Below are 22,461 nucleotides of genomic sequence, written 5' to 3'. Positions count from 1 at the left end.
CTTTTTTAAAGGATTTAAAATGAAACATAATAAATTTTGGACTGCCCTGGGCAGTGTCTTTTTAATGGCTGCCAGTTTGATGGCTGCACCGCATGCCAGTGCGGCGGGTTGGAACTTGACGGACCTCGGGGCTTTTGGCGGAGGTACCAGCAATGCCCGTGGTTTGACACAGGATGGCCGGGTGACTGGCTATTCCATGGAAGCCGATGGTTTTCCTTATCCGTTTTTAAGTAGCGGCGGGCAGATCGTTAAAATTGGTAGCGGTACGGGTGTTGGTGTGGCGGTTAATGCGCAGGGCCAGGTGGCTGGTGCGGTGACGAGTGCGGATGCCTCCAGCATCGATGTTGGCCTGTTTATCGGCCAGACATCTGCTGACCTGGGGGGGATGGGTGGCACTTCAAATATTGTGTTTGCCATCAACAACAGCACGCAAATTGTGGGTTATGGCATTTTGGCGAATGCGGATGAACGCGCCTTTGTCGCCACGCCGAATGGCATCGTAAACCTGGGTACCCTGGGCGGGCGCTTTGGCCGTGCCATTGCTATCAACAGTTCGGGTGTGATCACTGGTTATTCCACGGCCAGTGTGGGTGGCCCCAATCGCTGCTTTGTATCGTATGGCAATGGCATGGTGAATATCGGTTCGCTGGCTTTGACGGGCGCTTGCTTGCCATACGCCATCAACGATGCCGGACAAATCGTCGGCATGGCCTATAACGGTACAGCGTCACATGCATTTATGTATGATGGTCATCAATTTCATGACCTGGGTACGCTGGGTGGAAAAACCAGTGCTGCCAATGGCATCAACCAGTTGGGCCAGATAGTAGGGCAAGCGCAAACGGCAAACGGTGACACGCGCGCCTTTTTGTATTCCGCAGGCCAGATGAGCAACCTGGGTTCACCACGCGCAACAGGCGGTGCCAGTTCTGCCTATGCCATCAATGCCAGTGGCCAGGCAATTGGTTATTACACCGTGCCGGGTGACTCTACACGCCGCCCACTTTTGTTTAGCAACGGCAGCATCATCGACCTGAATACAGTGCTGCCAGCGTTGACCGAAGTAGATGGCACTTACATTTACCTGAACGATGCAGGACAGATCGCTGGTACGGGTAAAATCAACGGTGTGCGTCATGCATTTTTGTTGACGCCTGTGCCTTGATGTGAGTTGTTGGTGGGTGAAAATTTTGGTCAATAACGCGGGCAGAAATTTTTTAAAAAATTATTTATAAAATGCTTGCCCGTCAAAATATTCCGACTTACACTGAATTCTGATACACGTAATAGCTGCGCCAATTTAAAGTAAAGCCTGAGCCTGCCGAATTTTTTCGGTGGGCTTTTTTCTTATGCTTTTCTACAAGCGCAGATACATATTCAAAACCCCGTTGCTAACCCAACGGGGTTTTTCTTTTTTAGGACAATCATGGCAACTCCGATTTCGGTTTGTATAGCAATAGATGAAGGCGGCAATATCACTGTCGGCACGCAGGATACATCGGCGGATTCAAGTTCAGCTTCTTCATCGCCAGCAATGGGCATGGGGGCAGATGGGTCTTCGGGTTCAGCTTCTGCTGGTCCTGCTGATATGGATAACGATGCTGACGACACATCCGGCATGCAGCCGGTAGACAACATAGACCAGGCACTGGCCGTGGCGCGTGACTTGTTACGCAAGGCGGCGCAAGTGGGTGCTGCCACTATTGGTGGTGACCCTGGCGGCGCAGGCGCACAGGATGCGGCGGATGCGGCATTCAAATCACGTCGTGGCGACAAGGCGGGGTTTTGATGATGGCGGAAGACGTAAACGAAGTAAATGAAAAAAACACACAACCATCCGGCACCGATGTCATTGAAATGTCAGGTGACCTGATGGGTGCTGTGGCGCTGGCTTATGGTTCGCCGGTCGATTTTGATGGCGTCACCATCAGTGTCTTGCGTGAACCTGGTAGCAACCGCTTGCTGGCCTTGATCGTCAGCCCGGTGGATATGCATGGTGATGAACCGTTTGCCAGGTATCAGGTGCATCCTGATCATGTGGCAAAGGCACGTCAGCGTTCATTGATAGTGCCAGCCTGATTTTTAAGAATGACAAAGGGGAGAGTGCGAAGATGACTATGCCCGATGAAGAAAATACGGTTAGCAAAAAACGTCGCATTGACTGGGAATCAGTTGAGCGTGATTACCGCGCCGGTGTGTTGTCCATACGCGAAATCGCCAGGCTGAACGGTATTTCTGATGGCACTATCCGCAAGAAAGCAACGGCCCTGTTGTGGGAACGTGATCTGACACAAAAAGTGCAGGAGCAGGCCAGGACAGAGCTGGTGCGGGGCGAACTTGGGTATGGTGAAGAGCATATTCCTGCTACGCCCAGTGAAAGGCAGATCGTTGAAACTGCCGCTGCCACGGTGGTGCAGGTGGTGCGTGAACATCGCGCCCGCATACGGCAAGGTCATGCATTGGTGGAATTGCTGACACAGCAGTTGCTGGATGTGGCCGGGCGGCGCGATGAATTTGAACAAGACATCGAAGCCGATTGCGCCGACGACAAAACCGGCACCCGCCAAAGCCGTTTGCTAAAGGCGGTGTCTTTATCGACCCATGCGGCCCTGGCGGTCAGCCTGGCAACAGCCACCAAGACCTGGATAGGGCTGGAACGCCAGGCATTCAATTTGCGCGAGCTGGCACCGGCAGAGGATGAAATACCGGCAATGACGGACGCGCAACGCCGTGCCCGCCTGGCAGCTTTGCAGGAAAAATTATATGGCCTTGAGCAAGGATGAAGAACTGGAATTGATCGCGCTGCTGGAGCAGGAACAGGCAGCGCGGGCAGTAGATGACCTGGCGGTGTATGCCACCATGACGCTGGATGTGACACCAGCGCGTCATCAAGCCTTGTTGATCGCAGAACTGGAAGCAGTGGAACGCGGCGAGCTGGATATGCTGATCGTGACCATGCCGCCCGGTTCGGCTAAATCGACGTATGGCAGTGTGGTATTTCCCGCCTGGTATCTGGGGCGGCACCCGGAACGCTGTGTGATTGCTGCGTCGCATACGGTAGAACTGGCCGAACGTTTTGGCCGCCGTGTGCGTAATCTGTTTGGCAGCAACGCCCATGCACGGGCTTTTCCCAAGAGTGGTTTATCGGCACATAGCACCGCCGCCGGGCGCTGGGACACGGCGCAGGGCGGTGAGTATTTTGCGGCAGGCGTGGGCGGATCAGTGACTGGTCGCCGCGCTGACCTGGCGATCATTGATGATCCGGTCAAGAGCCGCGAAGATGCGGATAGCCCGACCATACGGGAAAAGCAATGGGCATGGTGGCGTGATGACATGAGCACACGCTTGAAGCCGGGTGCCGCCACGGTACTGATCATGACGCGCTGGCATGAAGATGATTTGGCTGGCCGCATGATCGCTGATTTGAAACAGGCAGGGCAGCGCGTGAAAGTGCTGTCGCTGCCGATGGAAGCACGCGAAGACGATGCGCTGGGCCGTGCCGTTGGCGAACCCTTGTGGCCAGAATGGTTCACGCCGCAAATGCTGGAAAATGCCAAGCGTGAACCCCGCACCTGGTCGGCCCTGTATCAACAAGAACCGCGCCCGGTCGGTGGTGGCGAATTCAAGAATGAATGGCTGCTGTATTACCAGCGCCAGCCCGCCACCAGCAACAAGGTAATTTTGGTGGACCCGGCCAGCGGCAAGAGTCGCACGCGAGGCGATTTTACATCGATGTGGGTAGTGGGACGCGGTGCTGATGGCAATGATTATGTGCTGGATGGCATACGTGACCGGCTGAATCTGACGGAACGTACTGAAGCGTTATTTACTCTGGTACGCCGCCATCGCCCAGCCGCAGTCGGCTATGAACAATACGGCCTGCAATCGGATATCGAACATATCCGCATCGAGCAGGAAAGGCAGCAATACCGTTTTCGTATTCTGGAGCTGGGCGGGGCGACAAAAAAGGAAGACCGCATACGACGCCTGATCCCTTCATTCCAGCAAGGCCGCCTGTGGCTGCCTGCGAGCATGAAACGCCAGATGGCCGACGGCCAGTTGCGCGACATCATGGATGATTTTCGGAATGAATACGCCGCCTTCCCGGTCGGTGCCCACGACGATGCCCTGGATTGCCTGGCCCGCAAGGAAGAACCAGCGATACGCAAATTTTTACTCGCCCCGCGCGAGGAAGACGAATTCGAGGATGAGGCTTTTGTGCCTTTGGATGCGGAGTTTAATTATTGAGCAGATAGCATGCCGCTGTCTGTTTTACCTTTTAAGGAGTAGGACATGGCAAGCGTTAGCCCCCAATTTTCTCGTGACATCGGTACCCGTGATGCCAGTGTCGTTTTGTTGAGCTGGGCCTTGAGTACGGCGAATACCGATGGCCTGCCGTTTGAAATGCCGGAATGGGCCGATCGTACATGGCAGGCGGTGGGTAGCTGGGGCGGTGCGACACTGAGCCTGCAGGGCAGCAATGATGGCAGCAACTGGTTTGTGCTGTCGAATGCAGCTGGCGGTACGGCGGCTACCTTGTCTGCCAATGGTGGTCTGGCCAGCATAGAGTTGCCGCGTTATGTGCGGCCCAACCTGACCACGCCTGGCAGCGGGGCGACGGTGACGGTGAGCCTGTGTGCACGTCGTGCCACACCTTTGAGGAATTGATATGCCCCAGCATATACCGATCAGAAAAGGCGGCGGTGGGCCGCGCCCACGTAGTTGGCAATGAAGGTGGTGAAGACAATGAAAATAAAAAATCAGAATGTGAATGCGGGCCAGGCTTTGCCTGAAGGCATGCAAGTTCGTGCTGCGCGAGGTGGTAAAAAGAATGCGAATGAAGTCGCGGGTGACGATGGTGGCGATGACGGCGATGATGAAGCCAGCGAAGAATTTGACGATGAACTAAGCGAAGCGCGACTGGAACGGTTGGCGGCATTTTCTTCGACCTTGCGCGCCATGCGTAATACGGCGATAGAAGCACGGAGTCAGATGGGCATAGAAGAACAATGGCAGGAAGATGAAGACCATTACGAAGCGATAGACGATGCCAACCGCACGACATCGGCCCGTATCAAGCCATACGACTTTGGTGGCACCGGCACAGGTGCGACCCGTGCGCCAGATGCCAAGGCAACGCGCAGCACCGTTTTTGTGCCCTTGACGCGACCGTATGTGGATATGGCATCGGCCCTGATTGCTGACTTGTATCTGCCAACTGATGACAGGAACTGGGATGGTGAACCAACCCCCGTGCCGGACTTGGTAAAGCAGGCCAAGGATATGACACCGCTGATGCAGGCAGCGCAGCAGGTGCAGCTTGGGGCGGATGGACAGCCGGGGCCGGGTGGTGTGGGTGGCGCGGGTGGAAGTGCGATGCCAGCTTCCATGATGGCACGTTTGCGTAGCCTGTTTGTAAAACCTGCAGGTGGTGCGGCGATGCCAGTGGGACCGGCTGCTGACCCTGTTGGAGCGTCGTTGGCAGCAGCGGGAATGGCAGACGCACCACCAACTGCGATGCCACCAGCAGCTAACCCCATGCAGGCAGCAATGCCAGATGCCGGGATGATGCCCGGTGCGCCAGCAGACATGGGTATGCCCGCATCACCGCCTGCGTCACCAACTGTGTCACCAACAACGCCAGCACCGCAGACCGTCGGTGATCTGGCGCAGCAAGAAATTGATGCCGCCAATGAGGCCTGGCAAAAAGCCCGTACCCGTATCGATGACTGGCTGACCGCCTGCGCCTATAACGCAGAAATGCGCAAGGTGATCAAGGACATGGCGCGTATTGGTGTGGGCATCATGAAGGGTCCTTTTCCCAAGGCGAAATCGACCAAGGCGGTGGTCAGGACAGACCAGGGTTATGCCATCGAGATACAGGAAAAAGTGATACCGGCGTCGCGCCGCATTGACCCCTGGCGGTTTTACCCTGACCCGGCTTGCGGTGAAGATATCAATAATGGCAGTTATGTATTCGAGCAAGACTTTATCACGCGCAGCAAGTTGCGTGACCTGGTGAAGCTGGACAGTTATATCCCGGCGCAGATTACGCGCTGCCTGGAAGAAGGCCCCATCAGCGCCACCCACGGTGCCCGCAAGAGTGCGGCAGAACAGCAGGCAGATTCTGACTTGTTCGAGATCTGGTATTTTGAAGGCCAGGTCGAATGGCAGGACATGGCCGACGCCGGTTGTGAGGTGGAAGGCGAAGCTGGCGATGTGTTTCATGCCGTAGTGACGATGGTGAATGACCATGTGATCAAAGCGGCGCTGTCGCATCTGGACAGTGAAGAATTTACCTATGACGTGACGGTATGGCAGCGCAAATCCGGTTTGTGGATAGGCGATGGCGTAGCACGCCAGGGCCGCACGGCGCAGCGTGGTTTGAATGCAGCGGTGCGTAACCTGATGGTCAATGCCGGGCGTTCTGCCAGGCCGCATACGGTGATCAACCGCAAGGCGGTGGTGCAGGGCAATGACCCTTACACCTGGTACACGCGGGGGGATGCGGATATTTCGCAGGTGGCACATGCGATGATGTTTTTTAATGTGCCCAGCATGCAGGGCGAGCTGATGAACATCATCCAGTATTTTTCCAAGATGTTTGAAGATGCTACGGGTTTGCCGATGATGATGCAGGGGCAGCAAGGGGCCGCGCCAGAAACCGTGGGCGGCATGCAGTTGCTGATGAATAACGCCAGTATCGTGCCGCGTGACATTGTGCGGCGTATCGACGACTGCATTACTGAACCGCATATTGGTCGTTATTATGAATACCTGATGATCCATGGTGAAGACGATAGCGAAAAAGGTGATTTCAGCATCCATGCGCGTGGTTCCAGTGCATTGATGGAAAGGGCGGCGCAAGACCAGTTTTTGATACAAATTGCATCCTTCGCCACCAACCCGGCTTTTGGGCTGGACCCGGAATTGTTTATTGAAGAATTGCTGAAATCCAAGCGCATCAACCCGCAACGCCTGAAACTGAGTGATGCCAAGAAGCAGGAAATGGCAGGTCGTCAGCCACCGGAAGATGCCCGCATTACTGCCGCCAAAATCATGGCGCAGGCAGGCCTGGCGAAGGTGCAGGCACAGGCGCAGGCGAACGGACAATTGCAGATGGCGCAATCGCAGGCAGAATTGCAGCGCATTGCGCAAGAGGCCGGTCACCAGCAAGAATTGTTGCGTACCGGTGGTGCCACGCCGCAAATGGTCAGCGCCAACGCCCGCATAGAGCAAGAACGCATACGTGCGCAGACATCGCAAATGGTGGAGACATCACGCGCGAATGCTGAAATGGCACGCGCCGACAAGGAAATGCTGATCGCAAGGCAGAACGGCGAATATGAAATGCGCAAGCTGGAATTGCAGCGCGAAATCGCCTTGCTGGATTATGCCAACAAGGAAAAAATCAGCATCAACGACGCCAGAACCATGCTGACCAAATCAGCCATGGATAACCAGACCAAGCGTGAACTGGCTGCCGCTGAAATACAGCTGGCACAAAACGAGGGCATGCAGGATCGTCTGTTAAACCTGCATAAACACCACACCAGCCTGGTGCGCGATGAAATCAACACGCCGGATACGCCATAGGATAAATCGATGAATGAAGATGATTTTCAACTCAGCAATGAAGAGCGGCATAGCCCGGTATGGGCGCGCCTGCGCGAGCATCTGGAGCAGCGCCTGCAAAGCCTGCGCCAGCGCAATGATACCGACCTGACGCTGGAGCAGACAGCAAAGCTGCGTGGCCGCATTGCTGATACACAGTATGTGTTAAGTCTGGGAGTCGCCAACCGCGACCTACCGGAACCATTGACAGGTCACGACGAGTAATCGTTGCCCTGTTTGTAGTCTGACCCGCATGAATAAAATTTTATGCGGGTTTTGTTTTTTGGAGAAGAAAAAATGAGCGGTGAAATCGAACAGGGGGGAGCAGCAGAGCAGCCTGTCCAGAGTAATCAGGATGCTGGCCGCAGTGTTGACAGTGGCGGCGGTGGTGGCGGTAGTAACAGTGGTGGCGGTGAAGCCGCAGCAGCCGCAGCAGCTTTTGACAAGGCGCGCAGTGAAACATCCGTCGCAACGAAGGCCGAACTGGATAAGGATGCCGGACAGGCCGAAGCGCAAGCAGCGCCAAGGATGCTGGCCGGTTTGACAGAACAGCAGATTGCCGGCTTGCTGGGTGAGATACCAAAGTATCGCAAGCAGATTGATCATCTGGCCGGTAACAATGGCAAGTTGAATGCAGCGATACAGCGCCTGCAACAAGAGGTGCCACGTGGTCAGGCTGTTACGGTGAATGATGAAGATCTGGCGGAAATGCGCGAGATCTTCCCTGAACTGGCAGATCTGACGAAGGGGGCGCTCAATAAGATTCTGGGCAAACTCAATACCCGGGGTACCGGGCCAGGGAATGGTGCAGAAGATCCTTCAAAAGGTGGCAAGACCAAAACTGCAGGCCGCACACCGGACGACTATGTCGCTCTGGCTAAAAAGGCTGCAATGGAAGTCGCGTCATCAGAACGGGTGAATACCCACGTTGAGTTATTGCATGGCTTAAACCCCGGCTGGGATCAGGTCATCGGCTTGCCGGATGCGGATGGCCGTCTGCCACAAACAGAGTATCGCAAGTGGCTGGCGGCGCAGCCTGTGGCTTACCAGACCAAGATGCACAACTCGAATAATGCGTTCGAGATCGGTGCTTCGATCAAGGCTTTTCAACAGGCCAGGGACGCCTTCGCCAAAAAATCGCAGCAAAACAAGAACCGTCTTGCCAATGCCATGCAGCCGCAAGGCCAGGTGGCGGCACGCGGTGTCATTTCTGAACAATCTGCTGCCGACAAAGCTTTTCAGGCACGTCGGCAGCGCTAGGAGTTAATTTATGCCAGTAGCAAGTTATGCCAACGTAACCCAGCGGGTGGGCACGCTGAAAGGTGAAATCCTTTCGCATGCAGCGCCGGTTGAAGTCTTGTCTTTGGTCGGTACCGACAAAGATAAAGTCATTCCAAAAAACAAATCGAATAACGTGAAGTTCCGCCGTTGGCTGCCCTATGGTGGTGTGGATAATCAGTGGATTACCGCCAACAACGTCGCCACATTTGCATCCAGCCAGCAAGCCGTTGAAGGTGTGACACCGACCGCTGACACGCTGACCCCAACTGATATTACTGCCACGCTGGTGCAGTATCTGGTGCTGTACTGCGTGACTGACCAGATGAGCGACATGCATGAAGATGGCGACATCATTCCTGATGAAGCCAAACGCCAGACTGGCCAGCGTATGGGCCTGATTGGTGAAATGGTGCGTTACGGCGCTTACAAGGCAGGTACAACCGTGTATTACAGCGGTGGCACGTCGCGTGCGACGGTGGCCAATACCGTCACCATCAACATGCTGCGCAAAGTGGCCAAGACCTTGCTGGCCAACCATGCCATGCCGATCACGCAGGTGCTGGTACCTTCCACTAATTTTGCAACGGCACCGATTGAAGCGGCTTTTGTGGTGTTTTGCCATACCGATCTGGAACCGGCCATCCGCGATTTGCCCAACTTCAAGGACATCGCCAATTACGCGCAGCGCAAGCCTATCCATGATATGGAAATCGGTTCGTGCGAACGTTTCCGCTTTGTGTTGTCGCCTGAACTGGCCGGTTATCCGGATGCTGGTGCGGCGATTGGCGCAACGGGCATGACCAGCACCAGCGGTTCGCTGATTGATGTCTACCCGATGATCATGATGGCCGATGAATCGGTAGGCCAGACGCATCTTGGCGGTGTCGAGAACTGGGATGCCTGGTACTTGCCACCGTCTCAGCGTGACAAGTCTGATCCGGGTGGTCAGCGTGGTTATGTCGGTGCCAAATGGTATTACGCTGCCATCATCCAGAACCAGGGTCGCCTGGCGGTGGTGGAAGCGGGTACGCCTTTGTTGAGCTAATGAAAGGAAACCTGTATGCCTGAATCCATCAAGCAACGCACCAATGCTATGGCAAATAATCGTGATGCCGAGGCGGTGCGTTTTCTGATTACTGCCTTGCGTGCCGATGTGGCTGGCTTGCGCACGGCACTGATCGCTACCAATGCCAAGCTCGATAACGATGCTGGTGTGACCGATACCAATTATGGCGCGCTGAACAATCCACCAGCGCTGACCACCAACCTGTAAGGAAGCAAGATGCCTCAAAATATCGCTGGTCAGGTTCTGACCTATAACCCGTCCCAGGGCTCGGCAGCATTTGCCAACGGCCTGGATGTCCTGGATGGTACCGCCATCACTGCCACTGATTACGTAGAAATTGTCTGTGGCTTTAAACCCCGGTATGTGGTTTGGGAAAACCTGACCGACCGCGTCTGCGGTGAATTTTACGAAGGCATGGCCGCCAATAGCTGTGTCAAGACGGCAGCGAACGGTACCCGCACGCTGGAAATCAACGGCGGCAATGGCGGTATTACGCTGACGAATAACGGCTTTCGCGTACTGCAAAATGTCACGCTGGGCCTGGTGCTGGCATCCAGGACTTGTGCCTGGCGTGTGCACGCTTAATTCAATCACGTAGTCGTTGTATCAATGAAAGGAACATCTGCGGATGTTCCTTTTTTTTATTTTTAAAAGGATCAAACATGTCACGAAGCAAAAACACGGCTGAACTGCAAGGCCCGGTGGCACCCGATGTCACCATGCCTGCCAGCGGCGTTTTCAGTCATGATGATGTGCCGGAAATTGAAGTCGTCGCCGATGTCATGGCCGACAAGAAGGACTGGGCAGACAAGATGAATTTCATGAATGAAACAGTGTGCATACGCATACAGGAAACCACCAACCCGAATGAAGAACCACGGGTGCCGGTGTGTGTGAATGGCGTCAAATCGCATCCGGTGTACGGCAATAACCTGCCACGCGGCATAGAGCTGAATGTGAAACGCTATGTGGCCGAGGCGCTGTTACGTGCCAAGCCTATCAACGTGCGCACCGTCAAGACCATTGACCATGATGGCAATGACACGGCCAGGATAGTACGCAGCATAGGCACGGCTTACCCGTTCGAGATGATCAATGCCAAACCGCGTGATACCGAATGGTTGCGGTCCATACGCGCGCAGGCATAGATCATGAACTATCTGTCTATCGTCAATGCGCTGCGCGAAAAATGTGGTGCTTCAGGTACTGCGCTGACCACGGTGACGGGGCTCAGTGGTGAATCATTGAAGTTTTGCAACTGGGTCAATGACGCGTGGATGGATATCCAGGGTATGCATGAAAACTGGGAATTCATGCGCGCCAGTTTTTCATTTAACACGGTGGCGCAACAGCAAGCGTATACACCGGCACAGGCGAATGCGGTGAATTTTGGCAACTGGAAAACTGACAGTTTCAGGTTGTATCAGACCGCACTTGGCACGGCGAATGAAGTCTGGTTGCCTTGTCGCGAGTATGGGTATTTTCGTAATCTGTATCAGTTTGGTGCCATGCGCGTTGCTTATCAGCGCCCAGTGGAATGGGCGGCCAGCCCGGCCAAGGCGATTCTGTTGGGGGCGACGCCGAATTCTACGGGTTATACCGTGACGGGTGAATATTATCTGGCACCGCAAGAGTTGCAGGCTGCGACGGATGTACCGTCTTTGCCAACCGAATACCATCGCGCAATTATCTATCGGGCCATGATGTTTTATGGTGGCCATGAAGCGGCGTCGGAAGTGTTTCAGCTGGGGCAATCTGAATTTGACAAGGTATTGGCCAGACTGGAATTGAATCAATTGCCGCCTGTACATTTTGCGGAGCCTTTGCTATGAAGATGCCCGTGGTACGTCAGGATTATTATCCATTGGGGGGCGGGCTGGATCTGGTCACGCCATCAATCGCGATGGCTCCAGGTATGGTGATCGATGCCCAGAATTATGAACCGGCAATTGGTGGTGGTTACCGTCGCATAGATGGCTATGAACGTTTTGATGGCCGGCTCTCGCCCAGTGCTGCTGTTTATACGCTGGTATATGTGAATACCACTGCGGGTATTGCGGTTGGCAACACGATCACTGGTGCCAGCAGCGCGGCAACGGCACTGGTGCTGGCTGTTTTCAACAATTACCTGGTGTGCAGCAGGGTGAGTGCGACTTTCCAGATTGGTGAAAGTATTCAGGTTGGTGGCACACCTGTGGCCACCATCACCGCATCACAGGCCAGCAATGGCGCGAGTTCTGTCAGTGATCATGTCGATTATGCCTTGCTGGCGGCGAATGACCAGCGCAGCCTGATCCAGGTGGTACCGGGCAGCGGCCCGGTGCGTGGTGTGTGGGTATTCAATGATGTGTTGTACGCTTTTCGCGACAATGCGGCAGGCACCGCCGGTGTGATGTACAAGGCTAGCAGCAGTGGCTGGGTGCAGCTCAGTTTTGGTGTGGAAGTGCAGTTCACTGCCGCCACGGCAGAAATCAAAACAGGTGATACGGTTACTCAGGGCGGGGTATCGGGTGTGTGCGTGGCAGCGATGCTGCGTACCGGCACCTGGACCACTGCCGGTGCTGGTACGCTGATATTTGCGTCGCTGACAGGTGGTGCCTTTGCTGCCGGTGCCTTGCAGGTGGGCGGTACAAGCAAGGTGACGGCATCTGGCGCATCGACTGCCATCACACGCCTGCCGGGTGGCAGAATGGAATTTTTCAATTACAACTTCACTGGTGCCAACAACACGAGCAAGATGTATGGCGTGGATGGCGTGAACCTGGCGTTTGAATTTGATGGCAATAACTACATCCCCTTACGTACAGGCATGGCGCAGGATACACCTGCCCATGTGATTGCGCATAAGGGTTATCTGTTCTTATCCTTTAATGCATCGGTGCAGTATTCCAGCCTGGGGGCGCCGTATTCATGGACGGTAGTGACGGGGGCGGGGGAGCTGGATTGTTCAAAAACGGTGACAGGGTTCTTGCCGCAAGGCGGTAATCAGGCAGGATCTTCACTGGCCATTTTTACTGCCGAGCGCACCTTTGTGTTGTATGGCACCAGCAATGCTGACTTCAAGCTGGTGTCGTCAATCTTTGATATCGGTTACAGCGCCTTCACCTGTCAGCAGGTGTCGAATGATGCCTTTGGTATGACCACGCGCGGCATCCAGGCACTGACCACGACGCTTAATTACGGCGACTTTGATTATGCCTCCATCAGCCACATGATACAGCCGCTGGTGACCCGCAAACGTGGACTGGAATGTGCATCAACGACCTTGCGTACCCGCAATCAGTATCGCGTGTTTTTTACCGATGGTACGGCACTGGCAGTTGGCCTGACCGGCGACAAAGTGAATGGCATGTTGCCACTGAATTATAACCGGCCGGTACGCTGCATCTGCACGGCCAATCTGATCAATGGTACCGAGGTGACGTATTTCGGTTCAGATGACGGTTATGTGTATCAGGACAATACCGGTACCTCGCAAGATGGCAACGCGATAGAAGCCTGGTGCCGTCTGCCGTTTAACAATAACAAGTCACCACGGGTACGGAAACGCTTTCGCCGCGCGGTATTTGAAGTGGTAGTCGAGGGCTTTGCCAAGGTTAATATTTCTTACGATCTTGGCTATGGCAACCCGGCCGTATTGCCTTCGGCGCCGCAAAGTGACACTTCACTCAGCGGTGGTGGCGGTTATTGGGATCAATTTAGCTGGGATCAGTTCAACTGGGATGCGGCTTACGTCAGCAGCCCCTCACTGTCTATCGATGGCACGGAAAAAAATATAGGCTTGTTGTTTTATTCAAACCGCAGCCAGGACCAGTCGCATACCTTGCAGGGTGTGACACTGATGTCCACACCGCAATTACTTCAACGTTCGTGAAAGGCAGGTATGACGAATCCCTATTACACGCAAACCGGCGCACCGGTGGCGCAATCGCGTGGCGCATCGATGTCAATACGTTCTGAATTTGGCCTGGTGCAGACTGGTTTTGACAATGTGCTGGCGGCACTGGCCACCAAAGGTGCCATCGCCGGACAAACCTGGGCTGGCACGCATGACTATAGCGGTGCCACCCTGAAAGTGCAAACCAGGCCGCCCGCTGACAATTCAGGCAACGCCGCCAGTACCGCGTATGTGGATGCAGCAACAGCTGTGCTGGCTGCAGCGCAAGCGCTACTGGCCAGTTTGAATTCGCCGGCCCTGACCGGCATACCGACCGCACCGACGGCTGCACCAGGCACCAATACCAACCAGATCGCCACCATGGCAGCACTGGCCGTACAAGCCATGAATGCCGCCTTGCCCGCGCAAAGCACTGCGACTGCCGGCCAGGTCCCGGTCAGCGACGGTACCAGTGCCACCTGGGGTGACATCAGCAATGTCGGCGCTGATATTTATCTTTACAATCATTACTAAGGAGGCGCAATGCCTGCAAATCAAAAACCGATATTTCCTTTAAGCCCCAAGGTGCTGATCGCACCGTTGATGACTGCCGCAAACACGGCCAGGGACGGCACTGGCACTGTCGTGCAGATATCCAGCCCGGCTGGTGCTAACGGCAGCTTTGTAGAAAGCGTGGAAGCCATGCCGGTGGGCACCAATACCGCATCTGTATTGCGCGTTTTTTTGAACAATGGTTCAGCCACGACGACTGCAACCAACAATTTGCTATGGGAAGAAGTCAGCCTGCCTGCTACGACAGTAACTGAAATCGCTGCTCAGACCAAAGTCGTTATCCCATTGAATCGGGCCGTCCCCTCAGGATATACGCTGTACGCCACCCTGGGTACTGCCGTTGCCGCTGGCTGGCGTGTGCGTGTGCATGTGGGGGATTATTGATTATGACGGGGTTTAGTGGGTTTTTGGGTGCGCCGCTTCGTGGTGTTGGTTTTCAGATATTCAAAACATCTGGTAATTTTATTTTGCCACAAGCGAACAATTTTATTGTTGATGTTTTTGGTGGAGGCGGTAGCGGTGGCTGTGGTGGTACTGCTGGGTCAAATTCGCTTTCCTGTGGAGGCGGAGGAGGTGCGCGGAATCGTCAAATATTTTTGGCGCAAGCGTTGAATCCTGGCACAAATTTACCAATTGTTGTCGGTGCGGGTGGAGCCGCAGTAACATCTCCAGGGGCATCTCCTACAGCCGGAAATGCAGGAGGAAAATCGTCTTTCGGAGCTGTTGGGCTTGGTGTTTTTATTGAGGCTTATGGTGGTGCTGGTGGTTCTGGTGGTGGTGGCGGATCTGGTGGTGGCGGTATTGCTGGAGCTGGATCTAGTTCTGCAGGAGGGCTTCCGTCGAATAGCTCACAAAGTGTCACAGGGACAAATTCAAATGCCTCAAGTGATTATGGGGGGGGCAACGGAGGGGCGACAAGTAGTGCTCTATCTGGAAATGCTGTTTGGGGTGGCGGTGCTGGCATTTCAAATAACAGTGGTGGCGGAAGTATTTTCGGTTGCGGTGGTGGAGGTTGCTACCAAAGCGGTGGTGGCGCATCAGGACAATACACTCAAGGAGGATCAAATTCTACTCCAGCAACAAATGGCACATTACATGCACTCCAGGGCGGAGGTGGCTGGGGTGGGAAAGGTGCTGCAAGCCCAGGTGCAAATGCGGTTGATGGCGGTTTTCCCGGCGGTGGGGGTGGTGGAGTCGATGGCACACCCGGGGCTGTTTCCGGTAAAGGCGGCGACGGCCTGGTTATTATTTACTGGTGGTAATCATCATGAAATCAGCAGAAATTCAAAACGGAAAAGTCATCAACATCATACTGGGTCGCATGGATGGTCATGTGCCGGTAGATGATAGTGTAGTGATCGGTGATTGCTATGACGGGAATCGGTTTTACAAACCGCTCCCGGATATCCCCGGCCTGAAGGCGGCCAGGAAAGAACAAATCAACTGTGACTGGAAAAATGCCAACAAGGCGGCTTTCGATTATGCGGGCCAGAAAATTGCCTGCGACAATGATAGCCGTGCGGCGATGGATGCACTGGCAAACATGATTGCCATGACAGGTGATTTCCCAACTACGTTTTCGCGTACCTGGAAAACGCAGGACAATACACAGATCAGCCTGCCTGATGTTGCCAGCTTCCAGTCCATGTACACAGCCATGGCAACGCATGTCAGCGATAATTTCAAGCGGGCACAAGCACTGAAAGTAACATTGGAGCAGGCGGAAAGCGTAACTGAAATAGATGCGATCAATTGGCCCACGCAGGCATAGACGCAGTGTCATCACCGGACCTGACATGACATAGCAACACCAGCACCAGTACCTCCAAATACTTCAATGCCTCAATACTGCAACACCCCCATACCCAAACAGCAACCCGCGCAAGCGGGTTTTTTTTGTCTGAAGAAAGATAAACCCGCATGCAACATTCGCAATTTACCCACTGGCTTGATGCCCTGTCCATAGGCACGATGCTGGCCACGCTGGCAGGCTGGCTGCCTTCCCTGGCGGCCCTGGCTTCGCTGATCTGGACCTGCATACGCATCCTCGAAACAAGAACCGTGCAGGACTGGATTTTCAGACTGCACAAACTCAACAGAGAAAGAAAAAAATGAATCACTTTGAATTATGTATCGCCCCCTTGCTGGCGAATGAAGGTGGTATCTCCAATCATCCGCTGGACCACGGTCACCTGACCAGGTATGGCATCAGCCAGCGCAGTTACCCGAATCTGGATATTGCAGCTCTCACCATCGAACAGGCTAAAGCGTTGTACCGGCGCGATTTTTGGGATGCAAACAAACTCGATACTTTTCCCTTGGTTGTTGCCTTTGAATTTTTCGATTGCGCAGTCAAATGTGGTGCCGGTACAGCAGCCCGCATCCTGCAACGTGCGCTTGACATTGCGGACGATGGCATTGTCGGTCCCGTCACGCTGAAAACCATGGCCAAGGCTGATCCAGAAAAACTGGCAAAACGCATGGTCGCGCATCGCATCCGCTTCTATACCAAATTAACCGGCTGGGCCAGCTTCGGTGCAGGCTGGTTGAATCGGCTGGCTAATAACATGCTGTGGGAGAGCACAAATGTTTGAAAAACTCGGACTGTTCTACAACGTATTCCGGCAAGGCCAGGCGGTTGCTGATGCCGTGAAACTCAAAAACAAACAGGTGCTTGGTAACGCCATCGCTGTGGTGCTTGGCTCCATTTTTGCGATCGGAAAATTGTATGGTGTCGACTTTCACTTATCGCCTGATGACCTCAACCATATTGGCGCTGTGGCTGCTATCGGCTTCGGGCTGTTCAACGGTGCAGCAACTGTTGCGAGTTCCGACAAAGTCGGATTGCCGCCCAAGCCCCAACAAAATAGCCCAGGCAATACAGAAAGCGGAACCCCGGTGCCAGTCATACCTGAGCCAGCAGCACCAGAACCAGTGCAGCCTGAGCCTGACACCACTGCGCGAGGCGGATATCAGTTTGTTGACTCCGACAACCCCCTCGCCGGCCTCGATACAACGTATCGCGGCTGACTACATCCGGTCAATCGATGGATTGACCATCACCCAGATGTGCAAATTTTAACCACCACAAAAGGAAATACCATGAACATCACACAAATACTCCAGGCAGCAAAGCAATTTGAACAACTGTCCATCAATCTCGCCCCCGTCATCAGCGGCCTGGTGGCTGACGCAGCCAAAACCTTTGGCCTGGATTCGGCAAGCAATGATCAAAAGCTCCAACACGTCAAAGACCGTCTGTCCGCCATCTGGCAATTTGCCGGTGAAGTCGGCGAAGACTTTGACAAGGTTTGGCCACTGCTGTCTGTCGTCATCGCTGGCATCGTCAAAGCAAATAACATCGGCGGCCGTTGGTCGCAGGCGATTGCAGCGCTGGACGTGGTAGCAGCAGGCTTGTAATCGCAAACTCCAAATAAGGAATCGCCATGGCATGGAAAATGAATTCAGATGGCACATCGACTTATATCCCGGATACGCCAACTGCAGACCTGACGCAAAGTACTGGCGGTAGTAGCAGTGGTGGCAATGGCATTATCAATACCGCATCCAGTACCAATAACACCGCCGCTTCTGCTGCTTCTGCTGCTGCTACTTCTTCTACCACCGCTGGCTATCCTGCCCCCATGGATAGCCAGGCACAACTTGGAACAGCATCATCCACAGCAAGCACAGTCCAGCCATTTTCAACAAATGCCGCTGACTGGTACACAAGCGCACTTGGGCGCAAGGGCGATCAGGCCGGAATTGATTACTGGAATGGTCAGTTGCAAAGCAATGCCGACAAAAATCAGGTCTATCAAAGCTTCTTGTCTGGTGCAGCGCAGAACAAAGAAAATATCATTGGCAGTAACGCTGCACCAATCGCATCCGGCACCGCAAAACAATCTGCGTCCTCTGGCTGGTATACCGATATGGGTAAAACTGGAGATTGGGCAGGAGAAGGGTATTGGGATGGACAGATCGCGGCCAAAGGTTATGACACAGCCCATCAAGCCTTTATACGCTCTGCGAATGATGCACTGGCTGCTGGCAAAACCGTTGGTATGGCACCGACCACAACAACAGGAACCACAGGGACAGGTAACACCACATCTGGTACGGGGACATCTACCTACAATGTCAATGGGCAAGATATCAATTCACCTACCTACAATGCAGGCTACAACCCGGCTTTTGATTATGGTGGCGCGCAATATACAAGCACTGGCAGTTCGATTACACCTGATCAAGCTTTAGCAGCTTATGCCGCCCAGAATGCAGCCCTGAAAATCTCTGATCCAGCTCGCTACAATCTTGAATCTAGCCGTGTCTACGAGCAGGCTCAAATGGCGGCGATGAAGCCGCAGGACCGCGCCGACTGGAACGATTATCAAACGCACCAGTACGATAAAGCATACATCAACGTCAACGGCAGCTTTGTTGCCAACCCAGACTACAACCCCTATTACGAGTTGCGCTATAACTCAGCGCCCTCATTGGCTGCAAAATATGTACCGGGACAGACATTCAATCCAGATGGTACTTTAAAAAGCGGGACGGGAAGTTCTACTGGCACCGCCGGAACAGCAGGGACAGTGGGTACTTCTGGTACCGGCATCATCAATCGCGGATCGGTGCCACCCCCATCTGTGGGGCTGGCCAGCAATGCCAATACAAATGGTGCTTATGGTTCGGCATACGGCACAACAGGCGGTACCGCCGGCAGTTCAGGCGTATATCAAGCTGCAAACGGCGCGTATCAATATAACCCTGCCACCCTGGGCAACCCTGCAACATGGGGCGTGACATCTGACCAGACCACGCAGGGCCAGATGGCCAGGATGATAGACCCGAACAACCCGTACTATCAGGCCTGGGCCAACGCCGGTGCACAAGATGCGGCAGCCAGAGGGTTCACTGGCAACAGCAGCATCCGTGACAGCGCGATCATGGATGCGGTCATGCGCAATGCCACCCCGATTGCCTCTGCCGATGCAGCAACCTATGCCAAGGCAGCCGGATACAACACAGATCAGCTGAATCAGAATGCATTGCAAAACTTCAATGCTACCAATGTGGCAAATCAGTTCAATTCCGGTCAAAGCAATACGCTGCTGAACAATGTTTTGGGTATCAATTCCAATCAGTCTATCGCCAAGCTCAACTCTGATACGACCCTGGGTGTTGCCGGCATCAATGCGGCCACATCCAAATACAACACGGATAGCAATGCTACGACCCAGCGATACAGCACCGACAGCAGTGCCAATACCGCTCTGGCGACAGCCAACCTGTCTGCCGCAACGCAGAAATATATCGCTGATGTCAGCGCAGCCAGCCAGAAGACCATTGCCGGCATGAACAACAGCAGCCAGCAAACTCTGAACGCTGCACATGATGTCAATTCTGCTGCGATTGCAACAAGCCAAAGCACAGCAACAGCCTGGAACAATTACATCAACGGCATTGCCACCATACAGATGCAACCAGGCATGGATGCCGCTGCAAAGCTGGCAGCGGTGGCCAACCTGACCGCCGCAGCGCGTGCAGCAGGCTTGAACGTGGCATTGAGCAGTGATGAACAGGCTGCACTGGCTGGCACGGGCAACTATGTTGGTGCTGGTGGTACCACTAGTACAAATAACGGAAGTGGAACAGCGGGTGGAACAGCGGGCAGCAATTTTGTCGGTCCGCCCACACCCACACAACAGGCGGCAATCAACCAGGCCAATGTGGATGTCAGTAATCAATTGGTGTTCCCATGAACCAGATCACACAAGCAAAGCCGGTCACCCGGCAGCAGGTGAATGAACTCGAAGCCGCCATGAAAAAAATGCCGCAGGTCGAATTGAAAGTCATCAACCATTTCGCCAACGGCGTCTATGCGCGTGAATTGCATATCCCTGCTGGCATCACACTCACCGGTCGCATCCATAAATACGACAACCTCAACATCCTGTCGCAGGGTGAAATGCTGGTCACGACCGAGGTCGGACTGGTGCACGTCAAGGCACCTTTCACCGTCGTGTCGCCTGCCGGTACCAAACGCATCGCCACCACGCTGACAGACTGCATCTGGACCAGCATACACGGCACCGGTGAAACCGACATCGACAAGATAGAACAGCATTTCACCGCTGGCAGTGATCAGGAATACCTGGACCACTGCAAAAAATTAACACTGGAAGGAAAATAATATGGCATGGGTTGTAACAGCCGTCGCAGCGGCATTTGAGGTGACCACCGTCGCCACCGTGTTGACGGCAATATCTGCCGTCGGCATGGCCACCACCGTGGTGGGGGCGGTGACCGGCAATAAAAATTTGATGAAGATAGGGGGCGAGATCAGCATGGTCGGCGGCATCGGCGGCCTGGTCAATGCTGGAATAGGGGCTTTAGGCACAGCCGGGGCCAATGCCGCAGCCGGACAGATAGGCGCAGATGCCGCAGCCAATGCAGCAGGTGACGCTGCAGCAAATGCTGCGACGGATTCTGCAGTCAATACCGCAGGCGATGCAGCGACCGATGGACTGGTTGGCGGAGTGGATTCTGGAGGATTGGTCGCCAATGACTTGTCCGGCATCCAGGGTGCGACTGACACAGCAGCCGCGGCAACAAACCCTGGCGGAAGTACAGCGTTGACCGGGGTCGATGCAGGCAATACCAATCTTGCCGGTTATGACCTGATCGGTAACCAGGCGACGACAGCAGGAACAGATGTGACAGGTGCTGTAACTCAGTCCACACCTATCAGCCAGTCATTATCGCAGACAGTACCTGTGCAAGGAACTGCGGCTCATGTCGTTGAAAACAGCATTCCTACAACTGGATTTGATGCGCCATATGATACCGGTGTTGTGTTCAATCCCGATAACACCATCAACACGACAACCAATAACCAATTTGCTGTAGCGGGTGAAGATGTTGGCGGGCTGGATTCCGGTGAGTTGATACCTAACGATTACTCGAAAATACAAGGCGCAGTCACTAATGCTGGTCAAAATCAAAATTTTCTCAGCAACCTCGGCAACAAATGGGATAACCTGACCGATGCCCAAAAACTGGAATTCACCAAGTCAGGTTTGTCGCTTCCATTCAACATCATGAACCAGCGCAACCAGCAAGCTGCACTTGATTTGCAACGTCAGAAACTGGCCCAGACCAGCTACGGCAGCGCCGTCCCGCGCTTCGGTATCATCAACTCAGTACGGAGAACCTAATGCTAGGCCAAGCTTCCAATGCCATGCTCGCACAGGCCGAGCAAGGTATTCAATCCAAAGTACCACCGCAATTTCAAAGTGCCCTGTCCAAAGTCGTCAACGCCGGCTTGACCATCATGTATGCACCGCAGAATAAAGAAATGCGCCTGCAACGCATGGCACAGCCTGGCAATCCCGCTACGGATGCCGGTGCCGGCGCCGCCCGCATGATCAGCAACCTCTATGCACAAAGCAACAAGCAGATGCCGCTGGAAGTCGTTGTGCCCGCCTCCATGATCTTTGCCTTTGAATACCTCGACCTGCTGGTCAAAGTCAAACGCCTGGCGATCACGCCCGACCTGATCGCCGCCACCACCCAGGCCGTGGCAGACGCCGTGCTGCCCCTGTTTGGCGTCAGCAAAGACCATATGACACAACTGGTCGCCTACGCCAAACAGCGGCAGGCCAGACAGAACAGGGCACGTTAGTCCCATTTAGAAAACGCAAGAGGAAACACATTATGTACACAAACTACAGAAGCCCATACTCGAATGACCCCTATGCCGAAGACGAAAATGGGGATGCAGATCAAATGCCTGAACAAGCGCAGGATGGTGATCCGCAATACGACGCAGCAAGGCAAGACCAGCAAGGGGATTTACTTCAGAATAAGAACAATTCCGTTGACGAATTGATCCGTACGCTCGCCATGAGCGTTCCACTTGGCGAAGGCATTATTTCTAAGGCACCAGGTACTAATTTGCTGTCACTGGTAAATGATAGTGACAGCAGCTACCCATCATCTTCCGATTCTGCCTATGACATTCCAGATGAAATGCAAACTTCCGGGG

The 22,461-nt window shown here is 54.2% G+C and carries 28 protein-coding genes; all 28 read left to right on the top strand.

The annotated features are described in order from the left end of the window. Positions 1-19: 19 nt before the first annotated feature. The 28 genes from AC1RVX_RS08500 (at position 20) to AC1RVX_RS08365 (ending at position 22,098) form a co-directional block, all read left to right on the top strand. Complete coding sequence (locus AC1RVX_RS08500; RefSeq protein WP_493216133.1) at positions 20-1,165, top strand: hypothetical protein; 1,146 nt, start codon at positions 20-22, stop codon at positions 1,163-1,165. Positions 1,166-1,426: 261 nt separating this feature from the next. Next, positions 1,427-1,789 carry a hypothetical protein gene (locus tag AC1RVX_RS08495; protein ID WP_493216132.1) on the top strand — a complete coding sequence of 121 codons (363 nt, stop codon included), beginning with the start codon at positions 1,427-1,429 and terminating at the stop codon, positions 1,787-1,789. Next, positions 1,789-2,079 (top strand): hypothetical protein, encoded by a 291-nt coding sequence (locus AC1RVX_RS08490; RefSeq protein ID WP_493216131.1) that lies wholly within the window; start codon positions 1,789-1,791, stop codon positions 2,077-2,079. Before AC1RVX_RS08495 ends, AC1RVX_RS08490 begins: the two co-directional genes overlap by 1 nt. A gap of 32 nt (positions 2,080-2,111) precedes the next feature. Next, positions 2,112-2,783 carry a hypothetical protein gene (locus tag AC1RVX_RS08485; protein WP_493216130.1) on the top strand — a complete coding sequence of 224 codons (672 nt, stop codon included), beginning with the start codon at positions 2,112-2,114 and terminating at the stop codon, positions 2,781-2,783. Further along, positions 2,764-4,248 (top strand): terminase large subunit domain-containing protein, encoded by a 1,485-nt coding sequence (locus AC1RVX_RS08480; protein WP_493216129.1) that lies wholly within the window; start codon positions 2,764-2,766, stop codon positions 4,246-4,248. The genes AC1RVX_RS08485 and AC1RVX_RS08480 overlap by 20 nt, the downstream gene beginning before the upstream one ends. Before the next feature lie 45 nt (positions 4,249-4,293). Next, entirely contained in the window at positions 4,294-4,668 is a 375-nt protein-coding gene (locus AC1RVX_RS08475; protein WP_423040290.1) for a hypothetical protein, read from the top strand. A gap of 78 nt (positions 4,669-4,746) precedes the next feature. Further along, positions 4,747-7,596, top strand: coding sequence for a hypothetical protein (locus tag AC1RVX_RS08470; protein WP_493216128.1), 2,850 nt, complete (start codon positions 4,747-4,749; stop codon positions 7,594-7,596). A 9-nt stretch (positions 7,597-7,605) separates the two neighbouring features. Beyond that, on the top strand, positions 7,606-7,839 hold the full coding sequence (locus AC1RVX_RS08465; protein ID WP_493216127.1) for a hypothetical protein: 234 nt from the start codon (positions 7,606-7,608) through the stop codon (positions 7,837-7,839). Between the two features lie 72 nt (positions 7,840-7,911). Continuing rightward, positions 7,912-8,874, top strand: coding sequence for a hypothetical protein (locus AC1RVX_RS08460; RefSeq protein WP_493216126.1), 963 nt, complete (start codon positions 7,912-7,914; stop codon positions 8,872-8,874). 10 nt (positions 8,875-8,884) lie between these two features. Continuing rightward, complete coding sequence (locus tag AC1RVX_RS08455) at positions 8,885-9,940, top strand: N4-gp56 family major capsid protein (RefSeq protein WP_493216125.1); 1,056 nt, start codon at positions 8,885-8,887, stop codon at positions 9,938-9,940. A 15-nt stretch (positions 9,941-9,955) separates the two neighbouring features. Then, on the top strand, positions 9,956-10,168 hold the full coding sequence (locus AC1RVX_RS08450; RefSeq protein WP_493216124.1) for a hypothetical protein: 213 nt from the start codon (positions 9,956-9,958) through the stop codon (positions 10,166-10,168). A 9-nt stretch (positions 10,169-10,177) separates the two neighbouring features. Then, complete coding sequence (locus AC1RVX_RS08445) at positions 10,178-10,546, top strand: hypothetical protein (RefSeq protein WP_493216123.1); 369 nt, start codon at positions 10,178-10,180, stop codon at positions 10,544-10,546. Positions 10,547-10,623: 77 nt separating this feature from the next. Next, positions 10,624-11,109 carry a hypothetical protein gene (locus tag AC1RVX_RS08440; RefSeq protein WP_493216122.1) on the top strand — a complete coding sequence of 162 codons (486 nt, stop codon included), beginning with the start codon at positions 10,624-10,626 and terminating at the stop codon, positions 11,107-11,109. A 3-nt stretch (positions 11,110-11,112) separates the two neighbouring features. After that, positions 11,113-11,793, top strand: coding sequence for a phage adaptor protein (locus tag AC1RVX_RS08435; protein WP_493216121.1), 681 nt, complete (start codon positions 11,113-11,115; stop codon positions 11,791-11,793). Continuing rightward, a complete protein-coding gene (locus AC1RVX_RS08430; protein ID WP_493216120.1) occupies positions 11,790-13,835 on the top strand; it encodes a hypothetical protein in 2,046 nt (681 codons plus the stop codon). The genes AC1RVX_RS08435 and AC1RVX_RS08430 overlap by 4 nt, the downstream gene beginning before the upstream one ends. 9 nt (positions 13,836-13,844) lie before the next feature. Next, entirely contained in the window at positions 13,845-14,372 is a 528-nt protein-coding gene (locus AC1RVX_RS08425) for a hypothetical protein (protein ID WP_493216119.1), read from the top strand. Positions 14,373-14,381: 9 nt separating this feature from the next. Further along, entirely contained in the window at positions 14,382-14,795 is a 414-nt protein-coding gene (locus AC1RVX_RS08420) for a hypothetical protein (RefSeq protein WP_493216118.1), read from the top strand. Between the two features lie 27 nt (positions 14,796-14,822). Beyond that, positions 14,823-15,023: a hypothetical protein gene (locus tag AC1RVX_RS08415; RefSeq protein WP_493216117.1), complete on the top strand. Its 201-nt coding sequence runs from the start codon at positions 14,823-14,825 to the stop codon at positions 15,021-15,023. An 81-nt stretch (positions 15,024-15,104) separates the two neighbouring features. Beyond that, positions 15,105-15,758 carry a hypothetical protein gene (locus AC1RVX_RS08410; RefSeq protein WP_493216116.1) on the top strand — a complete coding sequence of 218 codons (654 nt, stop codon included), beginning with the start codon at positions 15,105-15,107 and terminating at the stop codon, positions 15,756-15,758. Continuing rightward, positions 15,679-16,182, top strand: a complete 504-nt coding sequence (locus AC1RVX_RS08405) for a DUF4376 domain-containing protein (protein WP_493216115.1) — start codon at positions 15,679-15,681, stop codon at positions 16,180-16,182. Before AC1RVX_RS08410 ends, AC1RVX_RS08405 begins: the two co-directional genes overlap by 80 nt. A gap of 149 nt (positions 16,183-16,331) precedes the next feature. Beyond that, positions 16,332-16,526: a hypothetical protein gene (locus AC1RVX_RS08400; RefSeq protein ID WP_493216114.1), complete on the top strand. Its 195-nt coding sequence runs from the start codon at positions 16,332-16,334 to the stop codon at positions 16,524-16,526. Beyond that, positions 16,523-17,005: a glycoside hydrolase family 108 protein gene (locus AC1RVX_RS08395; protein WP_493216113.1), complete on the top strand. Its 483-nt coding sequence runs from the start codon at positions 16,523-16,525 to the stop codon at positions 17,003-17,005. The genes AC1RVX_RS08400 and AC1RVX_RS08395 overlap by 4 nt, the downstream gene beginning before the upstream one ends. After that, positions 16,998-17,441: a hypothetical protein gene (locus AC1RVX_RS08390; protein ID WP_493216112.1), complete on the top strand. Its 444-nt coding sequence runs from the start codon at positions 16,998-17,000 to the stop codon at positions 17,439-17,441. The genes AC1RVX_RS08395 and AC1RVX_RS08390 overlap by 8 nt, the downstream gene beginning before the upstream one ends. Before the next feature lie 72 nt (positions 17,442-17,513). After that, on the top strand, positions 17,514-17,831 hold the full coding sequence (locus tag AC1RVX_RS08385; protein WP_493216111.1) for a hypothetical protein: 318 nt from the start codon (positions 17,514-17,516) through the stop codon (positions 17,829-17,831). Between the two features lie 26 nt (positions 17,832-17,857). Continuing rightward, entirely contained in the window at positions 17,858-20,176 is a 2,319-nt protein-coding gene (locus tag AC1RVX_RS08380; protein WP_493216110.1) for a DUF4214 domain-containing protein, read from the top strand. After that, the gene (locus AC1RVX_RS08375) at positions 20,173-20,607 is read left to right on the top strand and encodes a hypothetical protein (RefSeq protein ID WP_493216109.1); all 435 of its coding nucleotides are present in this window, start codon (positions 20,173-20,175) and stop codon (positions 20,605-20,607) included. The genes AC1RVX_RS08380 and AC1RVX_RS08375 overlap by 4 nt, the downstream gene beginning before the upstream one ends. A gap of 1 nt (position 20,608) precedes the next feature. Beyond that, complete coding sequence (locus AC1RVX_RS08370) at positions 20,609-21,631, top strand: hypothetical protein (protein WP_493216108.1); 1,023 nt, start codon at positions 20,609-20,611, stop codon at positions 21,629-21,631. After that, positions 21,631-22,098, top strand: a complete 468-nt coding sequence (locus AC1RVX_RS08365) for a hypothetical protein (RefSeq protein WP_493216107.1) — start codon at positions 21,631-21,633, stop codon at positions 22,096-22,098. Before AC1RVX_RS08370 ends, AC1RVX_RS08365 begins: the two co-directional genes overlap by 1 nt. The last annotated feature ends 363 nt before the right edge of the window (positions 22,099-22,461 follow it).

The sequence above is a fragment of the Undibacterium sp. GW821-FHT11B02 genome, assembly GCF_058808955.1.
This window is presented reverse-complemented; position numbering and strand designations above follow the sequence as displayed.